Here is a 23842-nt window from a genome sequence, read left to right on the forward strand (position 1 = left end):
TCAACTTTTATAAAGTATTAATATAATGATAGTAAGTATAATAAAAAGGTATGGAAAGATGGCTTATTCAGCTAGAGAATTACTTGCAAGAATAATCAAATGTGAAGCTGGAGGAGAAGGCGAAACAGGAATGAAAGCAGTTGCTACAGTAGTAATGAATAGAGTTCATGCAGCTGAAGGAGAGTATCAGAGGGTTAATCAAGGGGATTTACGTAAAGTAATATTTCAACCAGGTCAATTTGATTGTGTAAGAACAGTATTAGGTGGTGTAGCAAATCCTCAAACTATATGGGCCAGTCCTCCAGAGCAGATTCATTATGATATAGCAGACTGGGCATTAGCAGGTAATAAACTGTATAATATAGGTTCTACCTTATGGTATATGAATCCTTTTGATCCTCAATGTCCTCCATATTTCCCTTATAATGAAACTGGAATTTATAATTCAAGAATAAGAAAACATTGCTTCTTTGATCCCACAGATTTATATAAAGACACTTAAACAATTAAGACTATAGAGTTAAAAACACACAAGATAATAACTAGCAGATATCTGTATCACATAAAAATAATTAACTATAAAAGGAGTTTTTTATGAATAGAAATAATGAGCAATATATGCCAACAACCTATGGTTCACCCCTAAGACAAAAAAGAGGATATCCCTATCCTAAGCAAATGCCCTCAAGACAAACAACTATACGTAATAATACTTGTACAACTGAAAAAAATAATGATAATACCAACAGCAATAATAACAATGTTACAAGAACATTGCCCCCAATTATCACTAATCCTGCATACCTTCAAGGATATCTAAGAACAAAAATAGGTAAATTCATGAAAGTAAATTTTCTACTAGGTACGGGTACATTTATTGATAAAGATGGAATTCTAAAAGAAGTAGGAGTAGATCATATTGTTCTAAGAGACATTAAAACCGGCGAAGATGTAATTGGAGATCTATACTCTATTAAATTTGTTGAAATCCCCGACTAATATAGATAATTTTGCATTTTCCTATATAATTATATACTAATGTAACTAATCAAAACTCCAATCTGCTAATACAGATAGGAGCTTTTTTGTGTATATCTTTAATTATCTTTAATTTATAGCTGACTACATAATTTTGGGCAGTATGTAATGTATACATAGTTTACTCCATCTGAACTAACCCTCAAATGACCAATTATACAAATCAGTTGATCTCCTACTCCATGTACAAGAAATAATTCTCTTGTAGCTCCACCATTATTTAATTTAATTAATTTTCATTAATAATACCTACCATAAAATCTATAGTTCTATAAGATTAAAAAATCTTCATATTTCTAACTTAAATACATAATTATATAGTATTTTTTATATAATATTTGTACATATTCACCAACATTACATTAATGATGCAATATTATTACTAACTTGCATCATAACATTTGATTAAGTAATTAAAAATAATATATAAATTTTAATAAAGTTACATATTGCCCTATTAAACTAGTGAAATTTATGATATAATTTTTTTAAAGCTAATAAAAACTATGCAATTTTTATATATTCCACAATCATATTCCATTGCATATTTATACATTAAGGAGTGATATTATGAAATTAAACAACACTGAACACATTTTTGAAATAGTTAAAAAGAGAAATCAAAATGAACCAGAATTTTTGCAAGCAGTAGAAGAAGTTCTTGCTTCTATCGATCCTGTATTGGATAAATACCCAGAGTACGAAAGCGTAGTCAACAGTATTATCGAACCTGAAAGATTCATCATTTTTAGAGTACCATGGATTGATGATAAAGGTAATACTCAGGTCAATCGTGGATTCAGAGTACAATTTAATAGTGCAATCGGACCTTACAAAGGTGGTCTTAGATTCCATCCAAGTGTAAACGCTAGTATTATTAAATTCCTAGGTTTCGAACAAATATTCAAAAATTCATTAACTGGACTACCAATCGGTGGTGGTAAAGGCGGAAGCGACTTCGATCCAAAAGGAAAATCAGATAATGAAATCCTAAGATTTTGTCAAAGTTTTATGACTGAGCTTTCAAAATACATAGGAGCATATACTGACGTACCAGCTGGAGATATTGGAGTTGGAGCACGTGAGATTGGTTATCTATATGGACAATACAAAAGAATCAAAGGTCTTAATGAAGGTGTTTTAACTGGAAAAGGCTTACAATATGGTGGTAGTTTAACAAGAAAAGAAGCTACAGGTTATGGGTTAATCTACTTAATGGAAGAAATCTTAAAACACAATAATGATTCAATGAAAGATAAAACAGTTGTTATTTCTGGCTCAGGTAATGTAGCTATCTATGCTACTGAAAAAGCTATAGAATTAGGAGCAAAAATTGTAGCTCTTAGTGATTCTAACGGATATATCCATGATCCTAATGGAATTGATTTAGATGCTGTAAAGCAAATTAAAGAAGTTGAAAGAAAACGTATCAAAGAATATGTAAAAGACCATCCAGATGCAAAATACTTTGAAGGTTGCAAAGGTATCTGGACTATCAAATGTGATGTTGCTTTACCATGTGCAACTCAAAATGAAATAGACGAAGAATCTGCTAAGTTCTTAGTAGCAAATGGTTGTAAAGCAGTTGGAGAAGGTGCTAACATGCCATCAACTCCAGAAGCAATTGATGTATACCTTGAAAATAACATTATGTTTGCTCCTGCAAAAGCAGCTAATGCTGGTGGTGTAGCTGTTTCTGCACTAGAAATGTCACAAAACAGTATGCGTTTATCATGGACTTTTGAAGAAGTAGATGAAAAATTAAAAGACATTATGAAAAATATCTTCGTTCGCATTAGTACTGCTGCAAAAGAATATGGTGATGAAGGAAATTACGTAGTTGGTTCTAACATAGCAGGTTTCTTAAAAGTAGCTCAAGCAATGTATGCTCAAGGAACTGTTTAGAAACATTTAAATAAAACAAAAAAAATCTCCAACCTGTTAATCAGGAGGGAGATTTTTTTACCATTTATAATTCCTTAATTGTCCTTCTAATTGCATATGAGCAAAATTTTGTTGTCTTAGAGATTCATACAATACTATAGCAACTGCATTTGATAAATTCAATGATCTAATGTTAGGTTCCATTGGTATTCTAATACTTGTATCTTTAAACCTAACTAGAATATCTTCTGGTATTCCGGCACTTTCTTTACCGAACATGATAAAGCTATCTTTTTCGTATTCAACTTCTGCATATGTTTTTTTGGCTTTAGTGGTTGCCATGTAAATAGTTGCGTTAGGATTTTTACTAATAAAGTCATCAAAATCTTCATATAAATATAACTCTAATTGATCCCAATAATCAAGTCCTGCTCTTTTTACAGATTTTTCATCAATAAAAAAACCTAAAGGTTTAATTAAGTGTAAAGCTGTACCTGAAGCAACACAGGTTCTTCCAATATTACCAGTATTATATGGTATTTCTGGTTCATGTAATAATATGTTCATTTCAATTCACCTTATTTTCTATTCTTCCACTATTGATATATTAATTTCAAAAAGACTATCGTCAAAAAACTTCAATGGCACACATATATTCTTAGAATGGTTAACCATAATATTCATATCTTTACCTAAACATATTGATGGTGGAGTTATATCAACTGTCAATCCTTTTTCTGATAATGCTGTAGCCGCATTACCTAGTATCATATTTGATAATTCACTAATAGCACTTTTTGCCATATTATTTAATTCTTCAACCGGCATACCCATCATCATTTTAGAAGCTATATTACATGCAGTACTAATATTAAGAGATAGTATGACTTGTCCTTTTATATTACCTGTAACACCTATGATTACAGCCAATAGGTCTCCTTCATATTCTGCATCTTTTAAGTAAGGCTTTTGTAATTTAGTTTCTAATTGACATACATCTTTTAAAATCTTTTGGGCCGCTCCAATAAATGGGTTAATATATTCTACATTTATTACTGACATATGCTATTCATCCTTTCAATTCTAGTCCATATCTATGTTAGAAATATCAAAATACTAAATCTGAATAAATATTCCAATAAAAAATATTTTACCATATTACCCTTATTTGTTCAACCATATACTTCTTAAGCTCATATGCCTAATTATGGTAAATGACATTTAAATCTTTTATATCCATCTAAAACAATTATTTCAACTATTTCAAATACCTTTATTCAACTTGACAAACTATATAAGTATAGTATAATAGTTACTAGATAATAATTATTATTGAAAGGAGACTATAGTATGCAACATATAGCAGAGCTATTAAAAGCACACAAATTAAAAGTTACTCCTCAACGAATTGCTATATTCAAAATATTATATGATAGCAAAGAGCATCCTAGTGCAGAACATATTTATAAATGCTTACAAGAAACACATCCAACAATGAGTTTAGCTACTGTATATAAAACTCTAGATACTCTAAAAAAAGCAGAATTAATTCAAGAATTTAATGTAGGAGAAGACAGCTTTAGATATGATGCCAATGTCAAAGCTCATCCACATATGATATGTTTAGAATGTCATAAGGTTTTTGACTTGGACACTATGAAATTGGAGAATCTTAAGAAATATGTCGAAGAAGATACTGATTTTGAAATCATGTATGAAAAAATATTTTTTTATGGGGTATGTGCAGATTGTAAAAAGAACAAGTAGTAAAATAGACAAGCATATAACTAATCTTGTGTAAAATTAAAAACCTTCTAGATTAATGTAAATATAAATATTATCTAGGAGGTTTTTAACTTACTGAGAAATGGCTAATGCAGAACGTCGACTAGTTCTTCCGTGTAAATACCATCATACAATACTGTGACTAACTAAATGTTTAGGACTATATGCATATATTTTAAATAATACTTTATTAAAATCTCTACATTTTCCAACTTCACATGTTTTGAATTCTGCTTGGTTAGTTAGTGTATTTTCATATTGTTCTCTATTATCACTTCTATTTCTAAACATTTCTATCTTGTATCCTTTTGTATCTTTAACAGAATTCCAAGTGACTATATAAGATTGTTTTGCTTCATCATAACGTATCTGAACATTCGTAACCTGTTCAAGTCTGGAACTTGGATAAGTTTATATATTATTTGATTAATCTACCTACAAATTTTTCTATTCTACTAATAGCTAGTTTTAAATCATTGATACTATAAGCATACGAACATCTGATAAATCCTTCGCCACTGTCACCAAATGCTGTCCCTGGTACTACAGCAACTTTTTCTTCCATAAGTAATCTATTAGCGAATTCCTCTGATGTTAAACCTGTTCTTTTAATAGAAGGAAATAGATAAAAAGCTCCTAATGGTTCAAAACATTCAAGTCCCATACTTCTGAAACCTTCAATCATTACTTTTCTTCTACCATTATATGCTTTTCTCATTTCTTCTACATCTGAATCACTATTTTTGACTGCTTCAATAGCTGCATATTGACTGGTAGTAGGTGCACACATAATTCCATATTGATGTATTTTGGTCATAGGTCCTATTATTTCTTTTGGACCTACTGCATATCCCATTCTCCAACCTGTCATTGAATATGCTTTTGAAAATCCGTTTATAACTATTGTTCTATCTTTCATACCATCTAAAGATGCTATAGAAACATGTTTTTCACCATATGTAAGTTCTGCATAGATCTCATCTGATAAAACAATCAAATCATGCTTTATAGCTACTTCAGCTATCTTTTGTAAATCTTTCTCATCCATAATAGCACCTGTTGGGTTATTAGGGAATGATAATACTAATATCTTAGTTTTATCTGTTACATGTTCTTCAACTTCTTCTTTCGTTAATCGAAATTCATTTTCAGCTTTCAAAGGTATTGTAACAGGAGTTGCCCCTGCTAAAAAAGCACAAGGCTTATAAGATACAAAGCAAGGTTCTGGAATTAATACTTCGTCACCAGGATTGATTAGAGCTCTGAATGCAAGGTCTATTCCTTCGCTACCTCCAACTGTTACCAGTGTTTCTGCCTTGTAATCATAATCTAATCCAAATTTTCTTTTTAAATATTTACATATTTCATCTCTCAGCTCTAACATACCTGAATTAGAAGTGTAAAAAGTCTTTCCTTTTTCTAGAGAATATATTCCTTCTTCCCTAATATTCCAAGGAGTGTCAAAATCAGGTTCACCTACACCTAATGAAATAGCATCTTCCATCTCAGATACTATATCGAAAAATTTTCTAATACCAGATGGTGGAATAACTTTTACTTTCTTTGATAATTTGTCCTCTAAACTCATGGTGTCACCGCCATTCTTTCATCTTTTTTGTTTTGTTCTAATATAATACCATGGTCTTTGTATTTTTTTAGTACAAAGTGAGTACCTGTACTTAATACTGATTCAAGAGGTGCTAACTTTTGTCCTACGAATAATGCTACTTCTTTCATTGTTTTTCCTTCGATTATAACTGTTAAATCAAAACCACCTGACATTAGATAAACAGCTGTTACTTCTTTGAATCTATAAATTCTTTCAGCTATTTTATCAAAACCTTGTCCTCTTTGTGGTGTTACTTTTACTTCAATCAACGCTGTTACCTTATGAATATTAGTTTTATCCCAGTTAATTATTGTATGGTAGCCACATATAATCTGTTCTTTTTCCAGTTTAGTTAACTCTTTTGCAATATCTTCTTTTGGATTATCTAATATTGTGGCCAGATCATCAACTGTTACCTTACAATTCTGTTCTAATATACCTAAAATCTCTTGTCTCATATATAGTCCCTCCACTTTCATTTATTTATTAATCTAGGCATTAATAACTTTATACAATTCATCTGTTTTTGGTGGGGTCAACGCTCTTCTCGTATCAGATTGGATAACTATCTTATCTTTTCCTTCTACTATTTTACCTATTACTGAACCAGCAATTCCTGCCTTTTCCAATTTCTCTATCAGCAGTTCCCCATTATATGTAGTAATAATCATGCATCCACTAGAAATCAATTTATAAGGATTGATATTATAATATTCGCATATTTCAATTGTTTCTTGTTTAATAGGAATGTCTTCAAGTTTAACTTCTAAACCTACATTAGAACAAGCAGCAACTTCCCATAAAGCTCCAAATACACCACCTTCTGTCACATCATGCATGGATGTGGCTCCATATTCCACTGCTATCTTTGCCTCTTCTACAACAGATATATAATCACCTAACTTAATTGCATTATCAATAAGTTCTGAATTAAAATGTTTTCTCAGCTTATCTTCATTATCTTTAGTAATTATTGCAGTACCTTCAAGTCCCGCCCATTTTGTTATAATGATATCTTGTCCCACTTCTGCTTTTCCAGTTAGGACTAACTTGTTTTCATGGGCTTTACCAATTCCAGTTACTGAGATAATAGGCTTTGTCACTGCATTAGTTACTTCTGTATGCCCACCCATTACCTCAATATTTAATAGATCACATTGATAATTAACATCTTTCATGATTTCTTTTAATTCTTCTTCCATAAAACCTTCTGGAAGAAGTAGTGTAAGTAAGATGCCTACAGGTTCAGCACCACTAGAAGCTAAGTCATTGGCTGTTATATTAACAGCTAGTGAACCAATATCTTTTACAGCACCTGTTATAGGGTCAGTGGATACAACACATACTTCATCTTTATCAAATTTTATTGCTGAGCAATCTTCACCAACATTAGGTCTAACAATAACTTCTTCTCTATGTGTACTAAGTTGTTTAAATATAGATCTCTTAAGTACTGTCTCCGGTACTTTTCCCAGCTTCATCTTTATCGACTCCTTCGTCTATCGCTTCTTCATTTTTTTCCATATCTTCTATGTTTTCTGAATCTTCTTGAGTCGGAATATTATCATCTATGGCTTTTTCTAACTCTTCTTCTGATTCATTATCCATCTTATTGTCTTTAATACCTTCTATATTATCTGTAATATCTTCTCTTGTTTCTTCAGTACCTTTTACAGTATCTTCATTAATTTCTTCACTATTATCTATAGTTTTTAAAGTCTCTACTGTCTCTTCTTCTAATATATTAGTCGTTTGAATAGTTTCATCAGATTCATTTGTTTTTACTATCTTTTTCTTTCCTACTCTTATTATAGCACCAACTGGCTTATAATAACTGGTATTTACTAATTGTTTATCAATTAATTTATCATTTTCATAAATCAACTTATATAATTTTACTTTATAACCATATATTGCTTTTCTTTTTGTAACCTTTGCACCTGATGTCAAAGAACTATCTGTTATATAAGTAGCTTTTGGAGGAGATATCTTACTAATGATTTTTGATTGGAATTTAATCTTTCTGCTACTATTTCTCTCGTCTTTACCAAATAATCTCATACAGAGTTCCCCCCCCTGTACATAACTTTCAATATAGATTGGATAGTTACTACTGTTTTCAAAAACAAAATCCACATGACTACCTGACATTGTTGCATCTTTGCCTTTTTCTATATAAGATACTGGCATTGAATGATTCTGTCTTTCAATTACTTTCAGTTCAGCCATTAAAACAGCATTATATAGGGTAGTAGCTACTTGACATATTCCTCCACCAAGACCATCTTTAACTTCACCTGAGATAATTATAGGGGCTTCTCTATACCCATTTTTTGAACTTATTGGACTTATTGCTACATGAGTAGCAAAATCTTGACCAGGATATAAAATAGTTCCATTTATTTTATTACACGCAATTCTTAGATTCTGAGTTCTTGCTTTATTATTATTATGTGCAGTGCTATATTCGCCTATTACTTCTTTTATATTACTATAATATTCTTTGGTATATTTGGGTTTTATTACATCAACAACAAGATCTAATTCTTCTTTATAATTGTCAATCGCATTTTTTAGATTGGCTACATTCGTATCAACATTCAATTTTGAGCCATTAATTTCTTTGCCTATAATAAACTCACTATTTTTTCTATGTATTATAGCATTTTTTGGCTCTATATTAAAGTCATTTTTGATAGAACTAACAAATTCTTTTATTTTTTCTTCATTATATACGTTTTCTATACTATAATCAATTTTATCTTCTTTTAACTTATTTATTTTATTGTATCTTTCTTGTAATGTACCTGTCTTAAACAAATTATACGCTTTATCTACAATTTCTTTGTAATTGGATTTGAATTCAAAGTAATTATATAGTTTAGTATATATCTTATCTTCATATGATATTTTTATTTCTTTATCAAATATTTTTTCATCGATAATCACCCTCATTTTATCTAATGCTTCTTCTTTAGATAAACCACCTATGTCTATCCCCTCTATACTTATTCCTTCGTATATAACATCCCTTTTCACAACTTTCTCCATATTTTTGTATCTTATAAAAAAATAGCATCCTAAAGCAACAATAACTACTATTATAGTGATTATTGTTACTATTAGCCATTTTCTTTTTTTCTTATTATTCTTTAGTTCTTCCATTAGAGCATCCTCCCTCTATACAAGTTTTCACCCTTTATTATAATTTATTTTTTCATTGGTTAAAAAATGATATATGTGTAGAATTTAATGTATATTATTTAAATAAGGCTATATATACATAGATTAACATGTATATATAGCCTTACTAAGATGAAGTATTGAAAATAATAGTTAAGCTATGCTAAATATACCTATTAAGTGATTTGCCATATTCTCTACATTTTTTCTCATTTAATTTACTATAACTGCCTATAGGTTTTGATATAGAATTCATATAACTATTCACACTATTTAACTCATTAGAATTTAACTCGTTATTATCAATTTCTCCTGCAAATACTGCCGTTTGATTAACTTCTCCTGGAATAATATTTGTAAAAGCTTCAATGTTCATTTCTCTTTTTGAGCTAACTTCATTATCAGAAGAAACTACAAACACAGATTTTTTCTTATTTTCTAATTGCTCTTTATTCCTATGGATAAAACTACTCATCTCTGGAAGAGGTTCATGCTCATATATAGGTGTTCCTAATATAATATAATCATAGTTTAGATTATTAATATTATTTACATTAAGTACATCTACATTTCCTCTAATCTCTTTACCAATCCATTGTGCTATTTTTTTTGTGCTTCCATGTTTAGAAGCATATGCAACAAGTACATTAGATGTAACATTTCGCATATCAAAACAACTCCTTATTTTAATTTATATTCATCATTATACTTTTTGTGCTTTTATTTATTTTGTCCAATATAATTTCTAATATACACATATCCCTATTAAGTATTTTATCATTATTACATTAAATTATATGGAAAAATATGTAACTAATTTATTAGGTTTTATTAGATTATTTTAACAGATATTCAAATAAATAATTATTAAAAGTCAAATATCCTGTTCTATTTATAATACGTAAAATAATAATCAGTATTTAATTACAATATTTATCTCTCTAATTTATTTTTTTTAATTAAAAAATTTTAATAAAATTTAATTGAAAGTTTTAATTAAATATATTAAAATAACAGTACATTATGTCTAATAATGGTGAATAACATAAAAAATTGAAAGTTTATAGTAATAACAATAATACTATTTACTTAAATACAAAAGAAAAGGATGATTTAATATGAAAAAAATAATATTAGTTACATTTATATTTTTATCTTTAACATTTAATTCTACAAGTATCAGTGCAACAAACAATAACTTTACAGACATTCCTAAAAATCATTGGGCTATGCCTAATATCAATCATCTAGTATCTATCAATGTCATTAACGGTTTCCCTGATGGTACTTTCAAGCCTAATTTTAACATAAATATAGACGCCTTCATTAAGATGACTGTCACAGCTCTAGGCTATAAGGATATTAAAAATGCTGACGATTATTGGGCAGCTAATTATATAGACAAAGCTTTAGAACTTGGTTTAATAACAAAAGATCAGTTTCCAGTTTATCAAAAACCTATTACAAGGGAAGAGATGTCAAGTATCATAGTAAAGGCTATAAAGAAAGAAAAGAAAGCGGATACAAGATATTTAGTTGAGAGCTATGTTAAAGACTTTCTAACAACATCATATCGCTACCAAGAAGATGTAAAGGATTCTTACGCACTAGGTATTATTACAGGGCTTCCTGATGGAACATTTCGACCTACTAATTATTCAACTAGAGCCGAAGCAAGTACCATCATTCATAGAATGATTGACAAGAATCAAAGAAAGCCTTTCAAGCCACAAATGAAAGAGCCTGATAGTAATACTAGTGATACAGATAATGACAGCAGCAATGAGCTTAATAGTGCTAATAACAATGCTGATACAGATACAAGTATTAATACACCTATTGAGTATATTCATAAGGTTGAAAAAGGGAAGGTTGTTTATAGTACTGAAAAGATTATGAAGATATTGAAAAAATATCCTATTATTGAGAATATGGATTCAAACAGTTTTATTGAGAATAATGAAATGTATACAGATCAAGAAATTGAACGACAAGAATATGATTACCTTTCCAGAGAAACAAAAGAATGCTTAGAAACATTGTTTAATCGTGATTACACAATGTTAGATAGAGATAATTATTCTGAAAAACTATTATATTGGTTAAGAGCGTGGTGGAATTATAAAAATATTGAATATAAACCACAAGAATTTGCTGAACTTTGGGCTAATGAAACGGAAAAGTGGAAAGTACAACAAGATATAATTTTCGTTACAGATTCATACAGATCAATTTATGGGACTAATGATGGTACTGCTGTAAGAGGTCGTATGTATTTTAAATATAATAAGCATGAAAATCTTGATAATATTAAATATGAACTCGAATTACCTGAACAAATGTATACTCAAATAAAAGATTTACAAATCAACAAATGGTATTATGTTGATGTTGATGTGGAAATGGGTAGACCTATGACTAATCTTAACATTACATGGGAAACAAGTAAATATATGTTAGGTCGTTATAATTATCTAAGCAATATACAATTAGTTGAAGGACAGTAGGTGATTGAATGAAACGATTTTTAGCATATATTATAGTATTTGTATTGATTATAAATAATATACCTTTTGTTGTATATGGTGGATGGAGTGGTGGAACTACTAATATAGCTAAAGTTGTACCTGGTAGTGATGGACTTCAATATTTAGTTTTCAAAGTATCATCTACATCCAGTAACGCTAAATACAAATATAAAACTATTGGATGGGATATAACTTTTATCCCTGATGGGGAGAGTCCACGAACAGCACGTTTAGCTTATAATTTTAGTGATCATGGTGGTAGTGATGATGTCAAGATTAAATTGGAAGATATTTTTGATAAAATAAGTGAATCGGAAAATAAAAAGGATAGGCTAAAACGGAAAAATGGTAAGCTTATTGCAGATGCAATACAAGTTATTCTTATTAATAATGTACCAATGGGAACAAATGGAAGACCTATTAATAATTGGAATGGTGATTTTAAAAGTCTCGTTGAAGGAAATGGTCAAGGTGTAAAGTTGTTTACAGATGAAGCTTCAAATATTATAAGTGGATTACCAAATGGATTGAATTGGAGTACTAATACTCAAAATGACCTAAAAAATTATTATAACCAAGAAGCTCCTTATGATAAACTCTACTCAGAAATAACAGTAGAACTTGATTTAGAAGTCATGAGCAACATTGACGATCATACTATTGATATGTCCAAGGGGGAGGGATCGGCACAAGTAAGAATACATGCTTTATCAAACATAAAAGAATTTAAAACAAATGATCCTAAAATGGAAGCTTATCTAAATAATCCATCTAATATTAGACAAATGATTTTTGAAATAAGTGATGGCACGACTGATAAAAAGCAAATAGTAACTTCTTTTTCCTCATTGAGTGGTAGTACCGATTTTGTATTTAATTATTTGCCTAATGGCATTGAAGATGGAGACAGTGATATGAATGATTCAGTGTCAAAAGATTATATCTGTACTGTTTATGTACATTATTATAGGCAATGTCATGGTCTAGCTACTGAGCAAACAAGTAGTGAGCTTACTAAGAAAGCACCAGTACCCGATGGTGACCCTTTGGCGATTCTTAAATCACCAAATGAGGTATTAGTGGGAGAAGAAATAACTGCCGACGGTTCAGAGTCATTAGCACCAGAAGGAGCTAAAATCGTTCATTACAGTTGGAAAGTGGAAAATAAAAAACTGACTGATAAAGACGGAGAGAAGTCTATAAAACTTACTTATGACGAGCCTAAAACAATTACTATAGCATTAACAGTAGAAGACAGCAATGGAAAGACTGACACAGCCATGAAAGACGTTGTGGTGAAGAAAAAAACAAGTCCACCAGTTAACTGGTCTCCATCTGTTACACTTACAGGACCGACTATTGTTATGCAGGGGGATAATTTAACGCTTAGGATAAGTGCAACAGATAAAGAAGATGGCATATTGAAACCTATTATTAGTAAACCATCTTGTTTAGTTCTTGATAGTTCTGTTAAAAACGGTGAAAATACAGCTAAATTTACGGAAAGTGGGACTTATACCATAACAGCAAGTGCAACAGATAGTGGCGGAAAGTCTGACAGCGATAGTATACAAATAGAAGTGTGTCCACCTAAACCACTAGCCATCATCACTGAATATAATGACTACAAGGTAGGGCAGACAGTGAGTTTAGATGGACTAAACTCTAAGGCAGTTAGTAAGACATATCCTATAGACTGGGAAAGTCCTAAAACTGGTTGGAATATCAAACCACTAGGAGAACTGAAAGAAGAAGATATACATTGGGAAAAGGTTAAAGGAAACAAAGAGATAGCCTTTACTTCCAAGAAAATAGGAAATGTGGAGATATCCCTTACAGTTGCTAATACACTAGGCTATACCCATACAAGAACCATTCAGAGGACTATTGTAGCCGATACACCACCTATAGCTGATTTTACATTAATTAAAAAGGTCTACAGGGACAAGGATAATGACAAAAAGGCTATTGTAAAAGCCTTTGACAAATCAACCAGTCCTGATAATGATTCTATTACAAAAAGGGTTTGGTTTTATGCCTTTGACAGTGACAATGACGGACGATTTAGTGATGAAACATGGTATTACAATAATGGTACTACTTGGGTAGATTCCAAGACTTCATATAGCAATTTATTTACCTTTGCTGACACTGTAGACACTGGTAACTTGACCGACGTAACGGTAGAAACTAAGCACGTCGGCAAATACAAGTTTGAACTAAAAGTATATGAAGAGCATGATAATAGACTTTTAGAATTCATTGATACCTCTTACATATTAACAGATGATACAGCCGATAAACCTGGTGAGGAATGTATTACAGAAGTTGACAATATAGCCCCTATTACAGCTGTAAAAGTAGATGTTAGTAACAATGATGTCTATGATATAGTTGTTGCAACAGACTACAAGGATATAGATTTAATTCAGTTAGAAACCCAATTAAATCTATTAAAAGCCGAAGCATTCGCTAATAACAAAGAATTTAAAATTCATTATGTAACAGATCAAGTAAAAATTGGACAGCAACATAAAGTAAAAAATTACTACAGATATGCTCGTATGATCTATTTGAGGTATTATTTGGGTAGTGGTAACTACCAATCATCGACCAGTGGTGGTAATCAAAACATAAATTATAACCACGATCTGAGAACCGCTGATATAGAATATGAGACAACACAAGGATATACAACACCTATAAAACCTTTTGAAAAAGGAGATAAAGTTGATTGGAATAGAACAAGCTTCTCAAGTTCTTATCATAATGAGGATAATGGAACAGGCTATGATAAGTCAGGAGTTGAATTCCAGTTTTATAATCCTGATAATAAAATAGCAACATTGACAACACATAGAAAAACAACAAATGGTAGTGAGCAAGGGATGGGATTTTGTCAAATATGGAATAGTATAACTGTAGTTGACGAATCTGTAAATATTACAAATCATTGGAGTAGAAGATCTAATCCACAGAAACACGATTTTTATTATGACGTAACTGGATTAGATTTTACAAAAATAAAAGATATTCCTTATGCCGACAATAGTAAGAAAGTTTTCCTATATTTTACTAAAGGTAATAATTTTAATTATGAAAATGAAGATGGATACAACTATTCTGCAACAAGTCTCACAAAAGAATTTACAGATTATCTGATATATAATGATTATGAAACTTATGTTATATCTTCTAGTGAAGATATATTAGATATTAAATTTGATAGTAATAATCATTCAACAGATATCAGTACTCAATACGCTACTTTAAGAGAACTTGCACGCAGTTCATCTATCCGTGGTAAATATATTATAGGGGATGTTAATACACCTTTATGGAAAGAGCAGCTTATGCATATCACAAAGAAAAATGTGATAATGCCAAATGAAGTTACTGTTGAGAATAATGTTCTGCGACTAAAATTTGATAAAGAGTTTAAAGAGGGTGAAGAATTAGATTTAACTCTATTACAACAACAGTTGAAAATATCTGATCTAGTAGGTAATAAGATTGAAATACCAGAAATTAAATATAAAGTGACTGTTGAAGATAGAGGTATTAAAGAATTGTCAAGCTTATGTTTTTCTAACCCTCTGGTAGAACAATATCAAAAGGAAGATATTAAAATTATAGAAGTAACAAATTCTATTATAATTTATATGGAAAATAATCAGAAAAAAATTCAAGTGATTGATGAAGTTAATGCAAAAAGATATTATGGTGAAAATGTAATAGAATTAAATAGTTTTGATTATACAAATGTTAAAGATATTAAAGCTATATCAAGTGGAACGATTATGTTACTTTATAATAATGGTACTGTTAAAATTTTTGGAAATAAACCATATAGAAGCAAATGGGAAAATGTATCACAAATAGCATCAACCAATTCTCTGTTTGTAGGAATTACACATAATAATAAAATACTTACATACGGTAGAGCTAATAATAATTATCAAGATGAGGAACAAGATTATTCTGAGTCAAAGTACAATTTTTATGATGTGATTGAAACAGCAAATAGAGTAATTATAATGTATCGAGATGATAAAGGAATAATTAAGTATACGTCATATGGTAATTATGGATATGTACCTTTTTATCCTAGTAAAATACAAGAAAAATATAGCAGTAATTTTAAAGTAATTGGCAATAGAACGACTGATGAAATTTATATAAAGATGTATGGGAAATATTATAAATGTATACGTGACTATGATAAAGCTATAGAACCTATTAATGAAATCAATAACATGAATATAAAAAAATTAATTCCAATAGGTTCAAGCTATTTTATGGTTATAAAACAAGATGATACAATCTATTTTTCAGAGAATTATAAAAGCAGTCTTCAAAATGATTACCACTACAATAATACATATAATCAATTATCAAATATCGGTGAATATAAAAATATTTCATTTGTTGGTAATGGTGGATGGGTACAAGGAACAAATAGTGAATTTAATACAGGAGGAGGAACAAGCACATTAAATTCAAGATATATCAAAATTGATGATATAGCTAGTTTAATACCATATAGTTATGGTAATACAGAACAAATGATTATCATCATGAAAAATGGAAAGAGATATAATTTGATAAATTCAATTAATGCATATAGTGTTCCATCAAATGCAACATATTTTTGGGCTGATAACTATGGTATTTCATATATGTTAAATAATGGATATTATCATTCGACGGTGGTACCACAATACGCTAAACCTGGATATACATATTATAGTCACAGAAGATTTAGCGGAAAATATAAAAAGGTAATAAATATTGGAGAAAATGCTTTTATTTGCTTGAAAGAAAATGGGACTGTGAATTTATATCGAAAAGAGGGAGATAACTGGAGTTATTTAGATTATTATTTAAGAAATCAAAGTAATATAAAGGACATAATTTTAAGTTCTGCAATTATGATCATCAAAGATGATAATACTATAATACCAGTTTATAAGGGGAATTTTAATGAGTACTTAGGTCATTATCATGATTTTAAAAATAAAAAGATTAAAAAATATTGTTCAGGACAACAAGAAGGTTACTCCTATAATAGATTATTTGGACTTGATACACAAGGTAATGTATGGTGTACAGATCCAAATGAGTTAAAGCTTATCGAAACAAACGTACAAGATATGTTTAATTTAAATGGCTATATGATTTACTTAATGAAAGACGGAACATTAAGTAAATATGGTGAAGGGAAAAAATTTGAAACATACGAGAATATGCTTGTCACTCCGAAGTTTATTACATTAAAGCTTAAGGGGCAAGAAGAAAAAGTATATATTTCACCTGAAGGAATACAAATAGGGTATATTGGTAAATTTTCCAATAGTGTTTATTCTTTACAACCACTAAAATCAACGCAATTTCATATCGGTAAGCACTTAGATGGTGGAGTTGTATTTAAATACAAAATATTTGATAATAAAGATTCAGTTCAAGAAATATTACAAAATGAAGAAATAGATGATTCTTGGACTGAAGTACAGGACCTAGATATAATATCAGTCCCAAATGGAGTTTACATTGGTGTTGTAGAGGTTAATGATAAAAATAGAGCGATTCGTTATAGCTATATGAAATCAGTAGCAGAAAATTTGTAAAATTTAGAAAGAAGGTGAAACAATTATGAAATGGAAACGATTACTAATTATATTTCTGTTTCTTAGTATAGTAACAGGTATTGGTAATGTCCTAACTATACAAGCTAGGGAAATAAATAGAGAGCCTTATAAAAAAACATTTACTTATAAATTTAATGGGTTTAATCAAAAAGGAGATATTAAAAAAAGAGATGGTTCCACAGAATATGGAAAATCTGAACAAACTCACATTCAAACAGATGGTATTAGCTTAGAAATATTGGATGTGAAAAATTCAGATGATGACAATTATTGGATAGTAAAGTATAAAGCCACAGGATATTTACACGCTAAGGTATATAAAGGACAGTATAGTGGTAGTAGATCAACTGACCTGAGAATAAACTCAACACAACTCCAGTGTGATGATTCTAACTATACAGATTGGTATCAAAGTGTTAGTTTTAGAGGTATAGAACATACAGCTCATGTGACTAAAAAATGGGATAGACCTATGGAATTGGATATTACAGTTAATTTATCCGCTTACACCTATGATGCATGGTCAGGTACAACCCAAAGTGTCTATCATAATCCTAAATATATCTGGAATTTAAATTATGGTCCTTGTTTATCTAATGAAATCAATAGGAATTACATGAATGCTAAAAATAGTAATTCCATAACAGTAAAAGGTAGAGTATGGGATAGAGAACAGGACGATATAACCGTTACAGCAGATTTAGGTGGAGTTACTCAATCGAAATATATAGATATTCCAAATGTAGCCAAAGGAACTGATTATGATTATGAGTTTACATTCCCAATGTATCAGCATCCAACTGACGAAAATAAAACTCTGAAAATAACGGCAACAGATCATTTCGGGGATAAACACTATGCAACATATACGATATATATTGATAGAGTAAATCCCACTGTTACCACACAGGACAATTATGTATTAAAAGGTGGAAACAATATACAAGTATCTACAAATGAACAAAGCGAAATCTTTCTTTTAAAAAATGATGTCCCCTACAATTTTTATAAAAATGTGCAAAATGCAGTAGTGAATGGAAAGGGTATTAAAATTGGAGATTGTACCAATAATGCCACTTTAACAGTTCCTATGATAAATGGTGCATATCGTTTATTTGCAGTAGATCGGGGGAAAAATGTATCTACGGCATATAAAAATGTCATTTTAATTGACAGTAAAACTCCTGAAATAATTGATATAACAGTAGAAGGGAATGAAATCATATTTAGATATGATAATTCCTTAAGTTCACTTATACCTGGAAGAGATGACTTTGTACTACCATATGAAAATATTATATCTTCATCTATATGTATACTTTCGGATGAAGATCGGGTAGACTACGAATTTATATTTGACGATTATGAAGGTGATAAAAAATTTACAGACAGATTTGTTTTTAGTGCTTTTGATAATTCTATGTTTACCAATCCTAATGGTATTCCAGACATAGTAGGTAATACAGCAACCACAAGAAACTCATTTCACGAAGTTGGAAAATATAGCCTAGAATACCAGGCACAAGATACCCCTATACAATCAGGAGAAAATAATTTCTCCAATTATCGTAAATGGGGAAACAAAAATAACATTGAACTATTGGTACATAGACGACCTTTCGCTAGTTTAACTATTAATGCTACACTTAATGATAATAATTGGATAATTAACAATGTTAATGGCAGTGGTTATGACCTTGATCATATGGATATGTCTAACAAGGGAATTGTTGACGAAATGTGGGAATGGAAAAAAGTAAGTGACAGCCATTATATATCAGGAAAATTACCTAATACTGTACCAGCCATAGAGAATAATAATGAAATTACATATATTATTAGATATAAAGTAAAAGATATTGAAGGGGCATGGAGCAAACCCAAAACATTCATTCTTAACCTTAGTTTACAATTTGATGCTAAGCTTAAAACTGAAAAGGGTCAATCACTCAATCACGTATCTACAGGTCAGAATTTAATAACTTATGATATTTCTACTATTTGTCCATTCCCAGTACATTTAGAATTAGCTTTATTTGATAAAAATAACTCTAAACAAATATTAAAAACAAAAAGAGTTAATTTTACTGAGCAAATAACAGGTACAAAAACAGGTACCACTATTTCATGGAAAGATATAAATTATTTCATACCAAAAGATACAAAAGAGGATTGGTATAATTTTAAGATAACAGCAATTTCAGATGATGGTCAGCAATTATCAAAAGAATGGAAAGTTTATCTAGTTAATAACACTCCACCAACTGTAAATATTGTATCTAAACGTCCAATATTTATTTACGAAGGTGACAATGTATCACTTGATATAGCTTTGGATGATGCTGATAACGATGAGCTCTCGGTACAGATAGAACTATTAATGATTGAACCCAAAAAAAGTTCTATTAGTATTGATAACTATACAATTAAGCATACTACTTATAATACAAAATCTTTTACACAAAAATATAATAATCTCCCATTAGCTAAATATAAAGTAATGATAACTGTAGATGATAAAAATGGAGGGATTGCCAAAACCTCCTGTGATCTAATAGTTAATGATTTGTCTATAAAAGGTAAGGTTAGTCATACTATTAAGTGGGATGAAAACAGAAAAAAATTTAACCAATCCAAAACTAGTACAGATGATAAGCCTAGAGATTCTAATACTTATTGGTCTGGAGAAAGATTTATGCTTAATGGAGAAACAACATTAATTAATAATAACAGTTTAATAAAAGCTACTTCTGTAAAAGTAGAAATACTTAATCAATCACCTGCTATATACTGCTACTTAAACCAAGGTAAAAACCTAAATAAATGGAATGGAATATTATGGAACAAAGACATGATACATAAATGGGGACGAAACACAATAGAAAATCTAACCTTTAGATTTACAGTTATATATAGTAACGGCCACATTGAAGTTGATGAAGTAACTGTAAAAGTAGATGACACTGAAGATTATTGGAGATATCATAGAAAATTTTGATAATATAATAGCTGTCGGTAATTACCGACAGCTATTTTGGCTCTTTAATTTATTGGTAATGGAATTATGTATTAAGATTAATCAATATGGTATCCCATATTAAAACACTTACTTCACCTCTAGTAACCTTTCTTCTGATATCTCCGTTGTTCTCTTCAGAAATGATACCTATTTCTTTTGCTCTTTTAATATAATTGGCTGGCCATTCTCCTTCAAGATTATCATTTTTACCTAAGGCATTAACTAATATGGTCACAACTTCCGCATAACTTATATTATCAAGTGGTCTGAATGTTCCTCCAGTATCTCCTACAATCAACTTTAATTTATAAGCCTTTTGTATATCAGGAACAGCCCAATAATCAGATTTTACATCACTAAATTGTTTACCTTCACCTGGAACTTCTTTGTGGCTATAGCCCAATGCTCTTACTAGAAGAGCTGTAACTTCTGCTCTTTTGATATTATTATCTAATGCAAGTGTACCATCAGTATAACCTTTCAAAAGTCCAAGTATATGTAACTGTTCTCCTGCATAGTTTTGTCTATCAGTAGCTGCTGATGCAGGAACAACTGCTATATTAAATGTTACCAGAATACTTACTAACAATATTACTATCTTCTTATTCACTAATTATCCCCCTTATGTCATTTTAGATTCTTAAATAATTATTTTTCCACCTCTAAGTTGCATCATATCAATATATTTATTATAGCATACTTTTCCAATTAATAAGTTACCAAATCATAACATTCACATCACAATATCATTAAACAATCTTCAACTCATCCATAAGCTCCTTGAACTTAGAAGGTTTTAATGATTGAGCTCCATCACACAAAGCACATTCTGGATTATTGTGTACTTCTATCATAAGACCATCTGCTCCTACTGCAACAGCGCCTTTTGATAAAGGTCTTACCATTTTCCATTTACCAGTAGCATGACTTGGGTCAACAATAATAGGTAGATGACTTATTTCTTTTATAACAGGTATTGCACTTAGGTCAAGAGTATTTCTAGTATATGTTTCAAAAGTACGTATCCCTCTTTCACATAAAATTACATCTTTATTTCCCTCTGACATGATATATTCAGCAGCCATTAACCATTCTTCAATAGTAGCACTCAAACCTCTTTTCAATAAAACAGGTTTTCCAAGTTTCCCTGCTTTTTTAAGGAGTGCGAAATTCTGCATATTCCTTGCTCCTATTTGAATTACATCTGAATATTTAGCAACCACATCTATTGTATCTAAACAGATTGCTTCTGTTACAATAGGAAGATCCGTCTCTTCTTTTGCCTGTTGTAACAATTTTAATCCTTCTTCACCAAGACCTTGGAAACTATATGGTGAACTTCTAGGTTTGTATGCCCCTCCACGAAGTAAAGTAGCTCCTGCTCTTTTAACATCTCTGGCAACCTCTATCATTTGTTCTTTAGTCTCAACAGAGCAAGGACCTGCTATAATAGTTAGATTATCCCCACCTACTTTTGTATTCCCAACGGTAATAACAGAATCTTCTGGATGGAATAGTCTGCTTGCCAATTTAAAAGGATGCTGTACCCTCATTACTTTTTCCACATCATCATAAACTTCTATTTGCTCTTTGTTTAATTTACTTGTATCTCCAATCAATCCTAATATACTGTAGTTTTGTCCAATTGTTTCATGGACACCTAATCCCATATCTTTTAACCTTTTAATTAATCTATCAATATTTGCTCTTGGTGTTTTAGCCTTCATTACTATAACCATTTGTTATTCCTCCATTCATATTTATAAAACAATAGTTGACTTACTTATAATAAATACTCTGCGCATAGTATTCTTAATTAATATATAAAAAAAAGAAGCCCCTAAGAGCTTCTCTAAATTTCATCATTCTAAAAATTCATTATTAGCTTCTTATGATAATTTTTCTCAAATCCATTCAATTTTTTTAATGCAAAATAACTAGCGCTAAAAAAGTAAAAGCCCCAGCTAAAAAAGTAAAAATAATATGAATTTGAGTTTAAGTTCTTGATTATATCTATCATAATATCACTTCTTATCCTATATTTATATTTCATAATTTCATAGTTTTATTTTGAAAATTGTTTTATTAGTTCTTAACTATATAGAATAAAAGGTTAAATGTCAAGCTTTTTTTATTATTTTTTTCGTAATTCCTAATAATTGGTAAATATATAATATATCTATTAAAACCAAATATATAAACATTTGACTTTATACTAATGTTTCTGTATATTTATTAGTTAATACCGTTTATAAATTACTATTAATTTGGATTAGACTATAAAATTATAAATATACCTGAATGGAGTGATTTCATGTCATTATTACGAGTAGGATTTCAAGGTGTTAAAGGAGCTTTTGGTGAAGAAGCATTATATAATTATTTTGGAGAAGAAGTTCATACAATAGCAGTTAAAAATTTTGAGGATATATGTACCTCATTAGAATCTGGCTCCATAGAATATGGTGTACTTCCTATTGAGAACTCTTCAACAGGAGCTATTTCTGATGTTTATGATTTGATTAATAAGTATGAATGTCATATTGTTGGAGAAACTCATGTTAAAGTTAATCATAATCTTATGGGAATAAAAGGTTGTAATATGAAAGACATAGAAGAAGTATATTCTCATCCACAAGCATTTGAACAAAGCAAAAATTACTTGAATAATTATAAATGGAAGCTTGTACCCTATTATAATACTGCTAAAAGTGCTGAATACATTATGAAACAGGGAAATAAAAAAATAGCAGCAATAGGTAGTAAAAAAGCAGCTCAACTATATAATCTAGACATACTAGCATCAAACATCAATTCTAATAACACCAATACAACACGTTTTATAATATTAGGGAAGAAATTAATAGTTAATAAAGAATGTGATAAAATCAGTGTAGTATTATCTACTGAACATAAAGCCGGAGCTTTGTATCACGTTCTAAAGCATTTTGCAGAAAATAATATCAATATGTTAAAAATAGAGTCAAGGCCCAGGGGAATTACTCCTTGGGAATATAATTTCTATATTGATTTTGAGGGTAATATCAATAATGATATAATAAGACAAGCTCTAAAAAAGATGTCTAAGGATTGTCATCATTTCAAAATTCTAGGTAATTACAAACAATTCAATTAAGAACTATAAAAA

The 23842-nt window shown here is 30.0% G+C and carries 18 protein-coding genes; 8 read left to right on the forward strand and 10 right to left on the reverse strand.

Features of this window, described 5'->3' with window-relative positions:
• Positions 1 to 25 precede the first annotated feature (25 nt).
• The 3 genes from N4A55_RS02470 (at position 26) to gdhA (ending at position 2943) form a co-directional block, all read left to right on the forward strand.
• Complete coding sequence (locus N4A55_RS02470; RefSeq protein ID WP_330666284.1) at positions 26 to 502, forward strand: cell wall hydrolase; 477 nt, start codon at positions 26 to 28, stop codon at positions 500 to 502.
• 92 nt (positions 503 to 594) lie between these two features.
• Positions 595 to 999, forward strand: a complete 405-nt coding sequence (locus N4A55_RS02475; protein WP_293753866.1) for a hypothetical protein — start codon at positions 595 to 597, stop codon at positions 997 to 999.
• A 609-nt stretch (positions 1000 to 1608) separates the two neighbouring features.
• Positions 1609 to 2943 carry an NADP-specific glutamate dehydrogenase gene (gene gdhA, locus N4A55_RS02480; RefSeq protein WP_293753867.1) on the forward strand — a complete coding sequence of 445 codons (1335 nt, stop codon included), beginning with the start codon at positions 1609 to 1611 and terminating at the stop codon, positions 2941 to 2943.
• Positions 2944 to 3000: 57 nt separating this feature from the next.
• On the opposite strand, the gene N4A55_RS02485 is transcribed toward gdhA, so the two are convergent.
• A complete protein-coding gene (locus N4A55_RS02485; RefSeq protein ID WP_293753868.1) occupies positions 3001 to 3489 on the reverse strand; it encodes a tRNA (cytidine(34)-2'-O)-methyltransferase in 489 nt (162 codons plus the stop codon).
• Between the two features lie 18 nt (positions 3490 to 3507).
• A complete protein-coding gene (locus N4A55_RS02490) occupies positions 3508 to 3984 on the reverse strand; it encodes a chemotaxis protein CheX (RefSeq protein WP_330666285.1) in 477 nt (158 codons plus the stop codon).
• Positions 3985 to 4272: 288 nt separating this feature from the next.
• On the opposite strand from N4A55_RS02490, the gene N4A55_RS02495 reads away from it, so the two are divergent.
• Entirely contained in the window at positions 4273 to 4689 is a 417-nt protein-coding gene (locus N4A55_RS02495; RefSeq protein ID WP_293753870.1) for a Fur family transcriptional regulator, read from the forward strand.
• Between the two features lie 144 nt (positions 4690 to 4833).
• Here N4A55_RS02495 and N4A55_RS02500 read toward each other — a convergent pair whose 3' ends face one another.
• The 6 genes from N4A55_RS02500 to N4A55_RS02525 form a co-directional block, all read right to left on the reverse strand.
• On the reverse strand, positions 4834 to 4998 hold the full coding sequence (locus tag N4A55_RS02500; RefSeq protein WP_293753872.1) for a hypothetical protein: 165 nt from the start codon (positions 4996 to 4998) through the stop codon (positions 4834 to 4836).
• A gap of 127 nt (positions 4999 to 5125) precedes the next feature.
• The gene (locus tag N4A55_RS02505; protein WP_293753873.1) at positions 5126 to 6295 is read right to left on the reverse strand and encodes an aminotransferase class I/II-fold pyridoxal phosphate-dependent enzyme; all 1170 of its coding nucleotides are present in this window, start codon (positions 6293 to 6295) and stop codon (positions 5126 to 5128) included.
• On the reverse strand, positions 6292 to 6774 hold the full coding sequence (locus N4A55_RS02510; RefSeq protein ID WP_293753875.1) for an Lrp/AsnC family transcriptional regulator: 483 nt from the start codon (positions 6772 to 6774) through the stop codon (positions 6292 to 6294). The genes N4A55_RS02505 and N4A55_RS02510 overlap by 4 nt, the downstream gene beginning before the upstream one ends.
• A 33-nt stretch (positions 6775 to 6807) precedes the next feature.
• A complete protein-coding gene (locus N4A55_RS02515; RefSeq protein ID WP_293753877.1) occupies positions 6808 to 7797 on the reverse strand; it encodes an AIR synthase family protein in 990 nt (329 codons plus the stop codon).
• A complete protein-coding gene (locus tag N4A55_RS02520) occupies positions 7763 to 9481 on the reverse strand; it encodes a VanW family protein (RefSeq protein ID WP_293753878.1) in 1719 nt (572 codons plus the stop codon). The genes N4A55_RS02515 and N4A55_RS02520 overlap by 35 nt, the downstream gene beginning before the upstream one ends.
• A gap of 181 nt (positions 9482 to 9662) precedes the next feature.
• Positions 9663 to 10166, reverse strand: coding sequence for a flavodoxin domain-containing protein (locus N4A55_RS02525; RefSeq protein WP_293753880.1), 504 nt, complete (start codon positions 10164 to 10166; stop codon positions 9663 to 9665).
• A 451-nt stretch (positions 10167 to 10617) separates the two neighbouring features.
• Between N4A55_RS02525 and N4A55_RS02530 the strand changes: the two genes are divergently transcribed.
• From N4A55_RS02530 to N4A55_RS02540, 3 genes are read left to right on the forward strand one after another with little or no spacing between them, the layout of a single operon-like run.
• Complete coding sequence (locus N4A55_RS02530; protein WP_293753881.1) at positions 10618 to 12006, forward strand: S-layer homology domain-containing protein; 1389 nt, start codon at positions 10618 to 10620, stop codon at positions 12004 to 12006.
• A gap of 8 nt (positions 12007 to 12014) precedes the next feature.
• Complete coding sequence (locus N4A55_RS02535) at positions 12015 to 17654, forward strand: PKD domain-containing protein (protein WP_293753883.1); 5640 nt, start codon at positions 12015 to 12017, stop codon at positions 17652 to 17654.
• A gap of 25 nt (positions 17655 to 17679) precedes the next feature.
• Positions 17680 to 20673, forward strand: a complete 2994-nt coding sequence (locus N4A55_RS02540; RefSeq protein WP_293753885.1) for a hypothetical protein — start codon at positions 17680 to 17682, stop codon at positions 20671 to 20673.
• A 64-nt stretch (positions 20674 to 20737) separates the two neighbouring features.
• On the opposite strand, the gene N4A55_RS02545 is transcribed toward N4A55_RS02540, so the two are convergent.
• Both N4A55_RS02545 and aroF read right to left on the reverse strand, forming a co-directional pair.
• A complete protein-coding gene (locus N4A55_RS02545) occupies positions 20738 to 21304 on the reverse strand; it encodes an S-layer homology domain-containing protein (RefSeq protein ID WP_293753887.1) in 567 nt (188 codons plus the stop codon).
• Between the two features lie 139 nt (positions 21305 to 21443).
• Positions 21444 to 22433 carry a 3-deoxy-7-phosphoheptulonate synthase gene (gene aroF, locus N4A55_RS02550; protein ID WP_293753888.1) on the reverse strand — a complete coding sequence of 330 codons (990 nt, stop codon included), beginning with the start codon at positions 22431 to 22433 and terminating at the stop codon, positions 21444 to 21446.
• Between the two features lie 575 nt (positions 22434 to 23008).
• On the opposite strand from aroF, the gene pheA reads away from it, so the two are divergent.
• A complete protein-coding gene (gene pheA / locus N4A55_RS02555) occupies positions 23009 to 23830 on the forward strand; it encodes a prephenate dehydratase (protein WP_293753890.1) in 822 nt (273 codons plus the stop codon).
• Positions 23831 to 23842 lie beyond the last annotated feature (12 nt).

The organism is Vallitalea sp., assembly GCF_025211055.1.
GTDB lineage: Bacteria > Bacillota > Clostridia > Lachnospirales > Vallitaleaceae > Vallitalea.